An 11,956-nucleotide genomic window follows, 5' to 3' on the forward strand; every position below is an offset into this window, starting at 1 on the left:
AAGTGGCGCAGTCTTTGACGGAATCACCCGAAAAAGTCAACTCTTAACTGTCTGTAAAGCCGCAAAAGCGGCTTTACAGACTATTCGAGCAACCTTTTTGAAGCGAGAATGAGCAGAAAGGTGGTTCACTTCTCTGCCCATATCTGATTATCGGCTATTCAACCTCACGCCGGAACGAGAATTCTCTCGATTTCGGCGGTAACTTCTTCAACAGGCGCCATGCCATTTATGACACGCAACTCGCCAGTTCCTGCATAATAGGTCGAAAGTGGCGCGGTCTTCTCGCGATATTCGACCAGTCGCTTGCGGAATGCTTCCGGATTGTCATCCGAACGGGCTTGTCCACCCTTGGCGATAGTCTCGGCCACACGATTTTCCATCCGCTTGACCAGGGCGTTCTCATCGACTTTGAGTTCGATGACCGCATTGAGCTTGAGACCTTTGCTCGCTAGCATCTCCCCAAGAGCCTGCGCCTGCGGCACCGTACGCGGATAGCCGTCGAGGATAAAGCCCGCTGAGCAATCCGGCGCATCGATACGATCGGAAACGATCTGGTTTACAACCTCGTCGGAAACAAGCTCACCGGCATCCATAATCGCCTTCGCACGCTTGCCGATCTCGCTTTGCTGGGCGACTGCCGCACGCAGCATATCTCCCGTCGAAAGCTGAGGTATTCCATGCTTCTTGGTAAGAAGTCCAGCCTGCGTCCCCTTACCTGCTCCCGGCGGCCCAAGAAGTATCAATCTCATCTATTACGTTTCCCACCTCTGAGTTTGGACTTCTTGATCAGCCCTTCGTATTGATGCGCTACAAGATGCCCCTGAATTTGCGCAACCGTATCCAGTGTTACGCTGACAACAATCAGCAGCGACGTACCACCAAGATAAAACGGCACGCCGGTTGCGGAAATCAGAAATTCCGGCAGAAGGCAGACAAGCACGAGATAGATAGCACCGACAACCGTAATACGCGTCAGCACAAAATCGATGTACTCTGCCGTACGCTCGCCCGGACGAATGCCCGGAATGAAGCCGGAATGCTTCTTGAGCTGGTCTGCTGTATCCTTGGGGTTGAATACGATCGCCGTATAGAAGAAGCAGAAAAAAGCAATCAACGAAGCATAGAACAGCATATATAGCGGCTGACCATGACCAAGTGCATTGAGAACGGTCGTTGCCCATGTCGGCATTTCTGTCGTACTAGCAAACCCCGCCACAGTCGCGGGCAACAGCAGAAGCGACGACGCGAAAATTGGCGGGATAACGCCGGAAGTATTGAGCTTGAGCGGCAAATGGGACGTATCGCCCTGAAACATCCGATTGCCGACCTGGCGCTTCGGATACTGGATCAGCAGGCGGCGCTGGGCACGTTCCGCAAAGACGATGACTGCAATCAGCACCACTGCAAGAACGATCACGCCGAGAATGAGACCAGTCGACAATGCGCCCGTACGGCCCAATTCCAACGTGCCCGAAATGGCAGATGGAAGGTTCGCAACAATACCCGCAAAAATGATCAGCGAGATACCGTTACCGATGCCGCGAGCCGTAATCTGCTCGCCCAGCCACATCAGGAACATTGTGCCGCCGACAAGTGTAATCACCGATGAAAGAATAAAGAACGGTCCTGGCGAGGTCACAATCCCGCTACCGGACTGAAGACCGACGGAAATGGCATAGGCCTGAACGAGCGCCAGCAACACCGTGCCATAACGGGTGTACTGGTTGATGATCTTGCGGCCCGACTCTCCTTCCTTTTTCAGCGCTTCAAGCGACGGAACGACCGACGTCATAAGCTGCACGATAATGGAAGCGGAAATATAGGGCATGATGCCGAGCGCAAAAATGGCCATACGGCCTACGGCACCACCGGCGAACATATTGAAAAGCCCCAGAACACCCTGGCTATGCTGCTGGAAAACCTGCGCAAGAGCATCCGGATTGATGCCGGGGAGCGGGATATAGGTGCCGAAACGGTACACCAGCAGAGCGCCCAGTGTAAACCAGATACGCTTCTTGAGTTCTTCCGCTTTCGAGAAAGCCGAAAAATTAAGATTGGAAACTAGCTGTTCAGCAGCCGATGCCATTAAATTTCTCCGGTGAAAAGTCTCCGGCCCTCCGACTATGAAGACGCGAATCTCTCAGACTCGTATCCGCAGACCGGAAGACCCTACCCAGATATGCGCATTGGCATAAAGGTGCAAGCGGCGGCCCAGTTTTTATCGCATTTCCCGGAAAACTGTTTTACACTTTTCCGGGAATTGCTCTGGGCCGCCGCTATTATTTGTATTGCAGTCTTATTCCGCAGCAGCTTCAGGAAGTTTGATGCTGCCGCCAGCCTTTTCGATCTTTTCGATCGCGGCCTTGGAAGCACCAGTTACCTCGAAAGCAACCTTGGCCTTCAAATCACCGTCCGAAAGAATACGGACACCATCCTTAGCGCGGCGAATCACGCCAGCAGCCTTCAGCGACTCGATGTTCACGACAGCCTTGGCATCCAGCTTGCCCGCATCGATTGCAGCCTGAACACGGCCAAGCGAAACGACGTTGAAGCTTTTTGCGAAGATGTTTGTGAAGCCGCGCTTTGGCAGACGGCGGTAGATTGGCATCTGGCCGCCTTCAAAGCCGTTGATCGAAACGCCCGAACGGGACTTCTGTCCCTTGACGCCGCGACCGGCGGTTTTGCCGGAACCTGAACCAATACCACGGCCAACGCGCTTTGCTGCCTTGACGGAACCTGGCTTGTCACGCAGATCGTTGAGTTTCATGTCTCTGTCTCCCTGCGCTATCAGGCCTCGTCCACAACGCGGACGAGATGCTGAACCCTGGCGATCATACCGCGAACCGAAGGCGTGTCCTCCAGCGTGCGGCGGCGGTGCATTTTGTTAAGTCCAAGCCCGATCAGCGTAGCACGCTGTTCGACTGGACGGCGGATAGGGCTGCCGATCTGTTCGACCGTAACCGTCTTACCCTTCTTCTCAGCCATCACTCAAATCCCTTGTCTATGGCGTATCCGATGAGTTGACACCGGACTGGCACAAACTCTTGGCTATTCTTCCGAACCGACCACTTCATGGCGGCGAGCCTGAAGCGTCGAGTACTTGATGCCACGCTGTGCTGCAATGTCCTTCGGATGCATCTGATGCTTCAGAGCATCGAAGGTCGCGCGAACCATGTTGTAAGGGTTCGACGAGCCAAGCGACTTGGCAACCACGTCCTGAACGCCAAGCGTTTCAAACACCGCACGCATCGGGCCGCCGGCGATGATACCGGTACCGGCAGGCGCTGCACGCAGCAGGACCTTGCCCGCACCGTGACGACCATGCACATCGTGATGCAGCGTACGGCCCGAACGAAGCGGAACGAAGACCATATCACGCTTAGCCGACTCGGTGGCCTTGCGGATCGCCTCCGGCACTTCGCGCGCCTTGCCGTGACCGAAGCCTACGCGGCCCTTCTGATCTCCAACTACGACAAGCGCAGCGAAACCAAAACGACGACCACCCTTGACCACCTTGGCCACACGATTGATGTGAACGAGCTTGTCAACGAATTCGCTGTCACGCTCATCACGACCGCGATCATCGCGGTTACGTTCTCTCTGTGCCATGTCCTATTCCTTTATTCTTTTCCGGAAGCACAAATTGCTGATTAGAAGCTCAACCCGCCTTCGCGGGCGGCTTCGGCGAGAGCCTTGATGCGACCGTGGTAAATGAAAGCTCCACGGTCGAATACGACTTCCTTGACGCCTGCCTTCACAGCGCGCTCAGCAAGGAGCTTCCCAACAGCAGCCGCAGCTGCCTGGTCTGCACCAGTCTTGAGCTTACCCTTCAGATCGCCGTCGAGGGTCGATGCTGCTGCGATGGTGACACCGCGAACGTCATCGATAACCTGGACGTAAATGTTCTTCGAAGAGCGATGAACGCTGAGGCGTGGACGGCCATTAGCGACCGACTTGAGCTGACGGCGCACGCGAGCAGCGCGACGCTGCAAAGTTTGTTTTGGCGATGCCATGGCGCGCTTCCCTTACTTCTTCTTGCCTTCTTTGCGGACGATGACTTCGTTCGCATACTTAACGCCCTTGCCCTTATAGGGCTCCGGCGCGCGATATTCGCGGATCTCGGCCGCAACCTGACCGACCTGCTGCTTGTCGATACCCGAGACGACGATTTCCGTCGGCTTCGGAACAGCAACAGAGATGCCAGCAGGCACGTCGTAGACCACTTCATGGCTGAAGCCGAGCGAGAGCTGCAGGTTCTTGCCCTGCATAGCAGCACGATAACCGACACCGCTGATTTCCAGCTTCTTCTCGAAGCCATCCTTCACACCCGTGAAGATATTAGAAATCATCGTGCGGGCCATGCCCCACTTCGATCGGGCTTCCTTCGACTGATCGCGAGGATCGACGGCGATAGCGCCCTCTTCCATCTTAACCAGAACTTCATCGTGCACGACGAAAGACAATTCACCTTTCGCGCCCTTGGCCTTGACGGTCTGCCCTTCAACACTGGCGGTCACGCCCGCCGGGACCGGCACGGGTTTTTTACCGATACGAGACATTTTTATACCTGTCTTCTATCTGTTCGCTGCCGACCGCATCAGAAGATGCGGCAGAGCAGCTCACCACCAACGTTTTGTTCACGGGCTTCATGATCCGCCATCACACCCTTGGGCGTGGAGAGGATCGAGATGCCAAGGCCATTCGCGACCTGCGGGATCGACTTGACCGATACGTAAACGCGACGGCCAGGCTTCGATACGCGGGTAAGCTCACGAATAACTGGAACACCTTCATAATATTTCAGCTCGATTTCGATCTCGGCCTTGCCGTTAACGAATTCGCTCTGCGAATATCCGCGAATGTAACCTTCAGCCTGAAGGACATCGAGAACACGGGCGCGCAACTTGGAAGCCGGGGTCGAAACCTTGGTCTTCTTGCGGCCGACCGCGTTACGGATACGGGTCAGCATATCGCCGATAGGATCTGACACAGACATATGCTACTCCTTACCAGCTCGACTTTACGACGCCTGGAACCTGTCCAAGCGAACCCAACTGACGAAGCGCAATACGCGACATCTTCAGTTTACGGTAATAACCACGCGGACGGCCCGAGACTTCGCAACGATTGCGAATACGAACCTTGGCAGAGTTGCGCGGCAATTCGGCGAGCTGGATGGTCGCGCGGAAACGCTCGTCCAGCGGAAGGCTCTGATCCATGACGATCGCCTTCAGACGTGCACGCTTTTCAGCATGACGCTTAACCAACTTTTCGCGGCGCTTGTTTTTTTCGACTGCGCTAGTCTTGGCCATATTATTATACCTCGCTACGCTTGCCGTTACTGCCGGAACGGGAAGTTGAAGGCACGCAGAAGTGAGCGCGCTTCATCATCCGTCTTGGCGGTCGTGCAAACGATGATGTCCATGCCCCAGATTTGATCAACCTTGTCGTAGTTGATTTCCGGAAACACGATGTGTTCCTTGATACCCATGGCAAAGTTGCCACGGCCATCAAAGCTCTTGGGATTCAGACCACGAAAGTCGCGAACGCGCGGCAGCGCGATCGTGATCAGGCGATCAAGGAATTCGTACATACGATCCTGACGAAGAGTGACCTTCGTGCCGATCGGCATGTCTTCACGCAACTTGAAGGTTGCGATAGAATTGCGGGCACGCGTGATTACAGCCTTCTGACCGGCAATGAGGCCGAGATCTTCAGCAGCAACAGTCGGCTTCTTGGAGTCGCCTGTTGCTTCGCCAACGCCCATGTTGATGACAACCTTATCGATACGCGGAATCTGCATCTCGTTGTCATATTTGAATTCTTCAAGCAACGCCTTACGGATATTTTCCCGGTAAAGCTTCTTGAAGCGGGGAAGTGCCTTTGCTTCAGCCATCGATCAGCGCTCCAGAACGTTTTGCGACACGAACCTTCTTGCCGTCCTCAACACGGAAACCGACACGGGTCGGCTTGCCGTCCTTGGGATCTGCAATCGCCAGGTTGGACAAATGGATCGGCGCTTCCTTGGAAATAATGCCGGCTTCCTGTGTCTGGGTCTGGCGCTGATGACGCTTCACCATATTGATACCACGAACAATCGCATGATCGTCCTTTGGCATGACCTTGAGAACTTCGCCCTTACGGCCTTTGTCCTTACCGGACAACACGACAACGCTGTCGCCTTTGCGAATCTTTTGCATCGTCTTGCTTCCTTACAGAACTTCCGGAGCCAGCGAGATGATCTTCATATGGCTCTTTGCGCGAAGCTCGCGTGGAACCGGTCCGAAGATACGCGTACCAATAGGCTCTTTCTTGTTATCGATGAGAACGGCTGCGTTGTTATCAAAACGAATTACGCTGCCATCCGGACGACGGATGTCCTTGGCGGTACGTACGACCACCGCCTTCATCACGTCACCTTTTTTGACGCGGCCGCGCGGAATGGCTTCCTTGACCGACACCACAATGATGTCGCCAACGGAAGCGTAACGCCGCTTCGAACCGCCCAGCACCTTGATGCACATGACACGACGTGCGCCGGAATTATCCGCCACGTCGAGGTTTGTTTGCATCTGAATCATGACTGGCCGCCTTCTTTTCCTTCAGCTGGTTAAGGGCTCCTGCCCTACCTAAGCTGCGTGTTTGTAATTTAGCCCGCTGCTTCGTTCGTCAGAACGACCCAGCGTTTGTCCTTCGAGATCGGAGCCGATTCCTCAATGGAAACGGCATCACCAACCTTGAACTGGTTGTTCTCGTCATGCGCCTTGTACTTCTTCGACTGACGCACGGTCTTCTGGAGGAGCGGATGCGAATAGCGGCGCTCAACCTTAACCACGACAGTCTTGTCGTTCTTATCGCTGACGACGACGCCCTGCAGAACGCGTTTAGGCATGATATACTTCCTTATGCCTTGCTTGCGACCGCCTTCTGGCGGGCAATAGTCTTAATACGCGCAATGTCGCGGCGAACCTGCTTCACGCGCGCGGTTTTTTCAAGCTGGCCGGTCGCCTTCTGAAAGCGCAGGTTGAACTGCTCTTTCTTCAGTGCGGCCAACTCATCGTTAATCTGGTCGAGGCTTTTCGCCCGAACATCTACGGCTTTCATGGCTGCCTCTCTTATTCAGCTATGCGCTGGATAAAGCGCGTCTTGATCGGCAACTTCGCAGCGCCGAGTCGTAGGGCTTCGCGTGCCACATCTTCGGGTACGCCGTCAAGCTCAAACATCACGCGACCTGGTGCCACACGGCATGCCCAGTAGTCAACCGAACCCTTACCTTTACCCATACGGACTTCGGTTGGCTTCGATGTAACTGGCAGGTCTGGGAAGATGCGGATCCATACACGACCCGCACGCTTCATGTGACGGGTGATCGCGCGGCGGGCCGCTTCGATCTGTCGTGCAGTGACGCGCTCCGGCTCAACGGCCTTCAGGCCGAAAGCACCAAAATTCAGATCCGTACCGCCCTTCGAATTACCGTGAATACGGCCCTTGAACTGTTTACGGAACTTGGTGCGCTTAGGCTGCATCATTGTTCTCTACTCCAATTTTCTCGCCCGCGGCCCCGCTTATCGAGCGTTCTCGCGGCGGCGGTTCTGCTGGGAACCCTGATTGTCACCCTCAACCGCACGACGTTCGGAAGCCATCGGATCGTGCTCAAGGATTTCACCCTTGAATACCCAGACCTTCACACCGCAGATGCCGTAAGCGGTCTGCGCTTCTGCCGTACCGTAATCGATATCGGCGCGCAGTGTATGAAGCGGAACGCGACCTTCACGATACCATTCCATACGTGCGATTTCAGCACCGCCCAGACGACCGGAGCAGTTGATACGAATACCTTCGGCACCAAGACGCATTGCCGACTGGACAGCACGCTTCATGGCGCGACGGAATGCCACACGGCGTTCGAGCTGCTGCGCGATCGACTGAGCGACCAACGTAGCGTCGACTTCCGGCTTGCGAACTTCAACGATATTGAGCGACGCATCGGAATTCGTCATCTCGGAAAGCTTCTTGCGCAGCTTTTCGATATCCGCGCCTTTCTTGCCGATAATGATACCCGGACGAGCTGAATAAATCGTCACGCGGCATTTCTTGTGCGGACGCTCGATCACGATCTTCGAAATCGCGGCCTGCTTGAGTTCGCTTTTCAGATATTCACGGATCTTGACGTCTTCATGCAGAAGCCTGCCGTATTCACCGGTATTCGCGTACCAACGCGAATCCCAGGTGCGGTTGATACCGAGACGGAAACCGATCGGATTAATCTTCTGGCCCATTATGCGGCCTCCCCTTTTTCCGCAACTTCGCGGACAACAATGGTGAGATGCGAAAACGGCTTTTCGATACGGCTTGCACGACCGCGTCCGCGGACGTGGAAGCGCTTCATGACAATTGACTTGCCCACATAGGCTTCAGCAACGATCAGCGCATCTACGTCGAGATCATGATTGTTCTCAGCGTTGGCGATAGCCGATTCGAGCGTCTTTTTCACTGTTTCCGCGATCCGCTTGCGCGAGAACGTCAGATCGGCGAGTGCCGCATTCACCTTCTTGCCGCGAATCATGCTCGCGACAAGGTTCAGCTTCTGCGGGCTGACGCGAAGCGTACGGGCGACGGCTTTCGCCTCGTTATCCTTAAGCTGGCGGGGAGCCTTGGCCTTGCCCATCGTTACTTCCTCTTTGCCTTCTTGTCCGCGCCGTGACCGTAATAGGTACGTGTCGGCGCGAATTCACCGAACTTGTGACCGACCATCTCTTCGGAGATCGATACCGGCACATGCTTGTTGCCGTTATAAACACCGAATGTCAGGCCGACGAACTGCGGCAAGATCGTGGAGCGGCGGCTCCACATCTTGATGACTTCATTACGACCGCCCTCGCGTACCTTCTCAGCTTTCTTGAGAAGATAGCCATCGACGAACGGACCTTTCCAAACTGAACGAGCCACTTCAGACTACCTCTCTTATTTCTTGCGCTGATGGCGCGAGCGCATGATGAACTTGTCGGTTGCCTTGTTCGAACGGGTCTTTTTGCCCTTCGTAGGCTTGCCCCAAGGTGTGACCGGATGACGGCCACCGGAAGTACGGCCTTCACCACCACCATGCGGGTGATCAACGGGGTTCATGGCGACGCCGCGAACACCCGGACGCTTGCCGCGCCAGACCGAACGACCAGCCTTACCGTCCTTGATATTGCCATGCTCCGGATTGGACACAGCGCCAACCGTTGCAAAACATGCACCTGGAACCAGACGCTGTTCACCCGAATTCAGGCGAAGGATCACCATACCCTGATCGCGACCGACCAGCTGGGCATAGGTGCCTGCGGAGCGAGCAATCTGGCCGCCCTTGCCTGGCTTCATCTCCACATTGTGGATGATGGTACCAACGGGCATGGATGAAAGCGGCATCGCATTGCCTGGCTTCACGTCGACCGACTGGCCAGCAACAACCTTGTCGCCAACTGCCAGGCGCTGCGGAGCCAGAATATAGCTCAGCTCGCCATCTTCGTAGCGGATCAGCGCGATGAACGCGGTGCGGTTCGGATCGTATTCCAGACGTTCAACCGTGGCAACGACGTCATGCTTGCGACGCTTGAAGTCGATGAAACGGTACGCACGCTTGTGACCGCCGCCCTGAAAGCGGACGGTGATACGACCAGTATTGTTACGGCCACCCTTCTTGGACAAACCTTCGGTCAGAGACTTGACCGGCTTGCCCTTGTAGAGGCCCGAGCGATCCACGATAACCAGCTGGCGCTGGCCCGGCGTGATCGGATTATAATGCTTGAGTGCCATTGTCTTTACTCCACGGCCTCTCAGAGACCAGTCGAAACGTCGATGCTCTGACCTTCGGCCAAAGTTACGATCGCTTTCTTGACATCGCTCTGGCGCCCGACGATGCCGCGGAACCGCTTCACCTTGCCTTTGCGCACAGTGGTATTAACGGCCTTTACCTTGACGCCGAAGAGCGCCTCGATTGCAGCCTTGATTTCCGGCTTCGTCGCCTTGCGGGCTACATTGAAGACAACCTGGTTGTTTTCAGAAACCAGAGTCGACTTCTCCGTAATAACGGGGCTGACGATCACGTCGTAGTGGCGAAGATCAGTCATTTGAAACGCTCCCCTTGAAACGTGCTTCCAGAGCTTCGACAGCCGCCTTGGAAAGCACGAGCTTGCCACGACGCAGGATGTCGTAAACATTGATGCCCTGCACCGGCAGAACGTCGATGTTCGGAATGTTCGAAGCAGCGCGCGAGAAGTTTGCCTCGATCTCTGCACCGCCGATAAGCAGTGCATTTTCCAGACCAAGCTTGGCAAACTGCGATACTAGGCTCTTCGTCTTTGCTTCCTTGGCTGTCAGATCATCGATGATGATCAGATCTGAAGCCTTGGCTTTAGCCGAAAGCGCATGACGCAGGCCAAGAGCGCGAACTTTCTTCGGCAGGTCGTGGTCATGCGAGCGGACAACCGGTCCGTGCGCCTTGCCACCGCCGCGGAACTGCGGAGCGCGAGCCGAATGGTGACGAGCGCGGCCCGTACCCTTCTGCTTGTACATCTTGGCGCCGGTGCGAGCGATTTCACCACGCGTAAGCGTCGAGTGACCACCCTGCTGACGGCGCGCCAGCTGCCAGCGCACGACACGCTGAAGAATGTCGTCTCGCGGGTCGAGGCCGAAGATATCTTCATTCAGCTTGACCTTGCCGGCATCCTTGCCTTCAAGAGTTGTAATCGTGAGATCCATTATTCGGCTCCCTCAGTCGCGACAGCATCCGCTGCTGCATTATTTGCGCTTTGACGCAGGGCAGCCGGCTTTGGTGCATTCTCTGGCAGAGAAACCTTCACTGCATCGCGAACCAGAATCCAGGCACCCTTGGAGCCTGGAACTGCGCCGCGAACCAGAATAAGGCCACGATCGCTGTCTGTGGAGACAACTTCGATGTTTTGGGTGGTCACACGGGTCTGCCCCATATGACCGGCCATTTTTTTGCCCTTGAATACCTTACCCGGATCCTGACGCTGACCGGTCGAACCGTGCGCGCGGTGGGTAATGGAGTTACCGTGCGAAGCACGATGACCAGCAAAGTTATGGCGCTTCATGACACCGGCAAAACCTTTACCGATCGAAGTACCTGTCACATCGACCTTCTGGCCGGCAACGAAATGCTCGGCAGTGATTTCCGAGCCAACTTCAAGAAGGTTATCCGGAGAAACGCGGAATTCCGCAAGCTTCGCCTTCGGCTCGACCTCAGCCTTCGCGAAATGACCGCGCATAGCCTTGGACGTATTCTTCACCTTGGCAAGTCCAACGCCAAGCTGAACAGCCGTATAACCGTTCTTTTCAACTGTACGCTGAGCGACCACATGGCAGTTCTCCATACGAAGAACTGTCACCGGTACATGTTCGCCAGCGTCGTTATAGACGCGGGTCATGCCCAGCTTTTGTGCAATAACACCTGAACGCATCGGGTTCGTTCCTTCCGTCCTCAAGCCGATTAAAGCTTGATCTCGACATCGACACCAGCTGACAGATCGAGCTTCATCAGCGCATCAACTGTCTGCGGGGTCGGGTCAACAATATCGAGAAGACGCTTGTGCGTGCGCATCTCGAACTGCTCGCGGCTTTTCTTGTCGATGTGCGGCGACCGGTTGACTGTGAACTTTTCGATCCGCGTCGGAAGCGGGATCGGTCCGCGCACATTGGCACCGGTACGCTTGGCAGTTGACACGATTTCCCGCGTCGAAGCGTCAAGGATCCGATGATCAAACGCCTTAAGGCGAATGCGGATGTTTTGACCGTTCATTTCATCTGTTCCTTGTTACGCGGGACGCTCAGCTTTGAGCATGACCTTATCCGAAAACCGGAAACCACTTTTCGGGATCATGCTCGGGCCCAAGCGCCCCTGCACAATCTAATTACTCGATGATCGAGGATACGATGCCGGCGCCGACGGTGC

23 protein-coding genes are annotated in these 11,956 nt (G+C 55.4%); all 23 read right to left on the bottom strand.

Features of this window, described 5'->3' with window-relative positions; translation table 11 throughout:
- Positions 1–164 precede the first annotated feature (164 nt).
- Positions 165–749 (bottom strand): adenylate kinase, encoded by a 585-nt coding sequence (locus KUG47_RS14220; protein WP_217678638.1) that lies wholly within the window; start codon positions 747–749, stop codon positions 165–167.
- On the bottom strand, positions 746–2,086 hold the full coding sequence (secY, locus tag KUG47_RS14225; RefSeq protein ID WP_217678639.1) for a preprotein translocase subunit SecY: 1,341 nt from the start codon (positions 2,084–2,086) through the stop codon (positions 746–748). Before secY ends, KUG47_RS14220 begins: the two co-directional genes overlap by 4 nt.
- A 210-nt stretch (positions 2,087–2,296) precedes the next feature.
- The gene (gene rplO, locus KUG47_RS14230) at positions 2,297–2,767 is read right to left on the bottom strand and encodes a 50S ribosomal protein L15 (protein ID WP_217678640.1); all 471 of its coding nucleotides are present in this window, start codon (positions 2,765–2,767) and stop codon (positions 2,297–2,299) included.
- 20 nt (positions 2,768–2,787) lie between these two features.
- Positions 2,788–2,985, bottom strand: coding sequence for a 50S ribosomal protein L30 (gene rpmD / locus KUG47_RS14235; protein WP_217678641.1), 198 nt, complete (start codon positions 2,983–2,985; stop codon positions 2,788–2,790).
- A gap of 63 nt (positions 2,986–3,048) precedes the next feature.
- Entirely contained in the window at positions 3,049–3,609 is a 561-nt protein-coding gene (gene rpsE / locus KUG47_RS14240; RefSeq protein WP_217678642.1) for a 30S ribosomal protein S5, read from the bottom strand.
- A gap of 41 nt (positions 3,610–3,650) precedes the next feature.
- Entirely contained in the window at positions 3,651–4,013 is a 363-nt protein-coding gene (gene rplR, locus KUG47_RS14245; RefSeq protein WP_217678643.1) for a 50S ribosomal protein L18, read from the bottom strand.
- Between the two features lie 12 nt (positions 4,014–4,025).
- A complete protein-coding gene (gene rplF, locus KUG47_RS14250; protein ID WP_217678644.1) occupies positions 4,026–4,559 on the bottom strand; it encodes a 50S ribosomal protein L6 in 534 nt (177 codons plus the stop codon).
- 38 nt (positions 4,560–4,597) lie between these two features.
- Positions 4,598–4,996 (bottom strand): 30S ribosomal protein S8, encoded by a 399-nt coding sequence (rpsH, locus tag KUG47_RS14255; RefSeq protein WP_217678645.1) that lies wholly within the window; start codon positions 4,994–4,996, stop codon positions 4,598–4,600.
- A 10-nt stretch (positions 4,997–5,006) separates the two neighbouring features.
- Entirely contained in the window at positions 5,007–5,312 is a 306-nt protein-coding gene (gene rpsN, locus KUG47_RS14260; protein WP_109706000.1) for a 30S ribosomal protein S14, read from the bottom strand.
- Between the two features lie 26 nt (positions 5,313–5,338).
- Positions 5,339–5,896: a 50S ribosomal protein L5 gene (rplE, locus tag KUG47_RS14265; protein ID WP_217678646.1), complete on the bottom strand. Its 558-nt coding sequence runs from the start codon at positions 5,894–5,896 to the stop codon at positions 5,339–5,341.
- Entirely contained in the window at positions 5,889–6,200 is a 312-nt protein-coding gene (gene rplX / locus KUG47_RS14270; RefSeq protein ID WP_217678647.1) for a 50S ribosomal protein L24, read from the bottom strand. The genes rplE and rplX overlap by 8 nt, the downstream gene beginning before the upstream one ends.
- Positions 6,201–6,212: 12 nt before the next feature.
- A complete protein-coding gene (gene rplN / locus KUG47_RS14275; RefSeq protein WP_109705997.1) occupies positions 6,213–6,581 on the bottom strand; it encodes a 50S ribosomal protein L14 in 369 nt (122 codons plus the stop codon).
- 68 nt (positions 6,582–6,649) lie between these two features.
- Positions 6,650–6,892 carry a 30S ribosomal protein S17 gene (gene rpsQ / locus KUG47_RS14280; protein WP_217678648.1) on the bottom strand — a complete coding sequence of 81 codons (243 nt, stop codon included), beginning with the start codon at positions 6,890–6,892 and terminating at the stop codon, positions 6,650–6,652.
- 11 nt (positions 6,893–6,903) lie between these two features.
- The gene (rpmC, locus tag KUG47_RS14285; protein WP_217678649.1) at positions 6,904–7,104 is read right to left on the bottom strand and encodes a 50S ribosomal protein L29; all 201 of its coding nucleotides are present in this window, start codon (positions 7,102–7,104) and stop codon (positions 6,904–6,906) included.
- 11 nt (positions 7,105–7,115) lie between these two features.
- Positions 7,116–7,529: a 50S ribosomal protein L16 gene (gene rplP, locus KUG47_RS14290; RefSeq protein WP_006467023.1), complete on the bottom strand. Its 414-nt coding sequence runs from the start codon at positions 7,527–7,529 to the stop codon at positions 7,116–7,118.
- A gap of 36 nt (positions 7,530–7,565) precedes the next feature.
- Positions 7,566–8,279: a 30S ribosomal protein S3 gene (gene rpsC, locus KUG47_RS14295; RefSeq protein WP_217678650.1), complete on the bottom strand. Its 714-nt coding sequence runs from the start codon at positions 8,277–8,279 to the stop codon at positions 7,566–7,568.
- Complete coding sequence (gene rplV, locus KUG47_RS14300) at positions 8,279–8,668, bottom strand: 50S ribosomal protein L22 (protein ID WP_217678651.1); 390 nt, start codon at positions 8,666–8,668, stop codon at positions 8,279–8,281. Before rplV ends, rpsC begins: the two co-directional genes overlap by 1 nt.
- Positions 8,669–8,670: 2 nt before the next feature.
- A complete protein-coding gene (gene rpsS / locus KUG47_RS14305) occupies positions 8,671–8,949 on the bottom strand; it encodes a 30S ribosomal protein S19 (protein ID WP_070997411.1) in 279 nt (92 codons plus the stop codon).
- 15 nt (positions 8,950–8,964) lie between these two features.
- Positions 8,965–9,798 (bottom strand): 50S ribosomal protein L2, encoded by an 834-nt coding sequence (rplB, locus tag KUG47_RS14310; RefSeq protein ID WP_217678652.1) that lies wholly within the window; start codon positions 9,796–9,798, stop codon positions 8,965–8,967.
- Positions 9,799–9,818: 20 nt separating this feature from the next.
- A complete protein-coding gene (locus KUG47_RS14315; protein WP_109705989.1) occupies positions 9,819–10,112 on the bottom strand; it encodes a 50S ribosomal protein L23 in 294 nt (97 codons plus the stop codon).
- Positions 10,105–10,743 (bottom strand): 50S ribosomal protein L4, encoded by a 639-nt coding sequence (rplD, locus tag KUG47_RS14320; RefSeq protein WP_217678653.1) that lies wholly within the window; start codon positions 10,741–10,743, stop codon positions 10,105–10,107. Before rplD ends, KUG47_RS14315 begins: the two co-directional genes overlap by 8 nt.
- Positions 10,743–11,465, bottom strand: coding sequence for a 50S ribosomal protein L3 (gene rplC, locus KUG47_RS14325; protein ID WP_217678654.1), 723 nt, complete (start codon positions 11,463–11,465; stop codon positions 10,743–10,745). Before rplC ends, rplD begins: the two co-directional genes overlap by 1 nt.
- 29 nt (positions 11,466–11,494) lie before the next feature.
- Positions 11,495–11,803, bottom strand: coding sequence for a 30S ribosomal protein S10 (gene rpsJ, locus KUG47_RS14330; RefSeq protein ID WP_002964363.1), 309 nt, complete (start codon positions 11,801–11,803; stop codon positions 11,495–11,497).
- Positions 11,804–11,956 lie beyond the last annotated feature (153 nt).

The sequence above is a fragment of the Falsochrobactrum tianjinense genome (assembly GCF_019100495.1).
In the GTDB taxonomy this organism is placed as follows: domain Bacteria; phylum Pseudomonadota; class Alphaproteobacteria; order Rhizobiales; family Rhizobiaceae; genus Brucella; species Brucella tianjinense.

Coding starts and splice junctions, on each gene's coding strand:
- rplF (WP_217678644.1), bottom strand. CDS start 4,559: ATGTCTCGTATCGGTAAAAAACCCGTGCCGGTCCCGGCGGGCGTGACC.
- rplR (WP_217678643.1), bottom strand. CDS start 4,013: ATGGCATCGCCAAAACAAACTTTGCAGCGTCGCGCTGCTCGCGTGCGC.
- KUG47_RS14220 (WP_217678638.1), bottom strand. CDS start 749: ATGAGATTGATACTTCTTGGGCCGCCGGGAGCAGGTAAGGGGACGCAG.
- rplN (WP_109705997.1), bottom strand. CDS start 6,581: ATGATTCAGATGCAAACAAACCTCGACGTGGCGGATAATTCCGGCGCA.
- rpsE (WP_217678642.1), bottom strand. CDS start 3,609: ATGGCACAGAGAGAACGTAACCGCGATGATCGCGGTCGTGATGAGCGT.
- rplD (WP_217678653.1), bottom strand. CDS start 10,743: ATGGATCTCACGATTACAACTCTTGAAGGCAAGGATGCCGGCAAGGTC.
- rpsQ (WP_217678648.1), bottom strand. CDS start 6,892: ATGCCTAAACGCGTTCTGCAGGGCGTCGTCGTCAGCGATAAGAACGAC.
- rplP (WP_006467023.1), bottom strand. CDS start 7,529: ATGATGCAGCCTAAGCGCACCAAGTTCCGTAAACAGTTCAAGGGCCGT.
- rplX (WP_217678647.1), bottom strand. CDS start 6,200: ATGCAAAAGATTCGCAAAGGCGACAGCGTTGTCGTGTTGTCCGGTAAG.
- secY (WP_217678639.1), bottom strand. CDS start 2,086: ATGGCATCGGCTGCTGAACAGCTAGTTTCCAATCTTAATTTTTCGGCT.
- rplE (WP_217678646.1), bottom strand. CDS start 5,896: ATGGCTGAAGCAAAGGCACTTCCCCGCTTCAAGAAGCTTTACCGGGAA.
- rpmC (WP_217678649.1), bottom strand. CDS start 7,104: ATGAAAGCCGTAGATGTTCGGGCGAAAAGCCTCGACCAGATTAACGAT.
- KUG47_RS14315 (WP_109705989.1), bottom strand. CDS start 10,112: ATGACTGATCTTCGCCACTACGACGTGATCGTCAGCCCCGTTATTACG.
- rplV (WP_217678651.1), bottom strand. CDS start 8,668: ATGGGCAAGGCCAAGGCTCCCCGCCAGCTTAAGGATAACGAGGCGAAA.
- rpsH (WP_217678645.1), bottom strand. CDS start 4,996: ATGTCTGTGTCAGATCCTATCGGCGATATGCTGACCCGTATCCGTAAC.
- rplB (WP_217678652.1), bottom strand. CDS start 9,798: ATGGCACTCAAGCATTATAATCCGATCACGCCGGGCCAGCGCCAGCTG.
- rpsN (WP_109706000.1), bottom strand. CDS start 5,312: ATGGCCAAGACTAGCGCAGTCGAAAAAAACAAGCGCCGCGAAAAGTTG.
- rplC (WP_217678654.1), bottom strand. CDS start 11,465: ATGCGTTCAGGTGTTATTGCACAAAAGCTGGGCATGACCCGCGTCTAT.
- rpsC (WP_217678650.1), bottom strand. CDS start 8,279: ATGGGCCAGAAGATTAATCCGATCGGTTTCCGTCTCGGTATCAACCGC.
- rplO (WP_217678640.1), bottom strand. CDS start 2,767: ATGAAACTCAACGATCTGCGTGACAAGCCAGGTTCCGTCAAGGCAGCA.
- rpmD (WP_217678641.1), bottom strand. CDS start 2,985: ATGGCTGAGAAGAAGGGTAAGACGGTTACGGTCGAACAGATCGGCAGC.
- rpsJ (WP_002964363.1), bottom strand. CDS start 11,803: ATGAACGGTCAAAACATCCGCATTCGCCTTAAGGCGTTTGATCATCGG.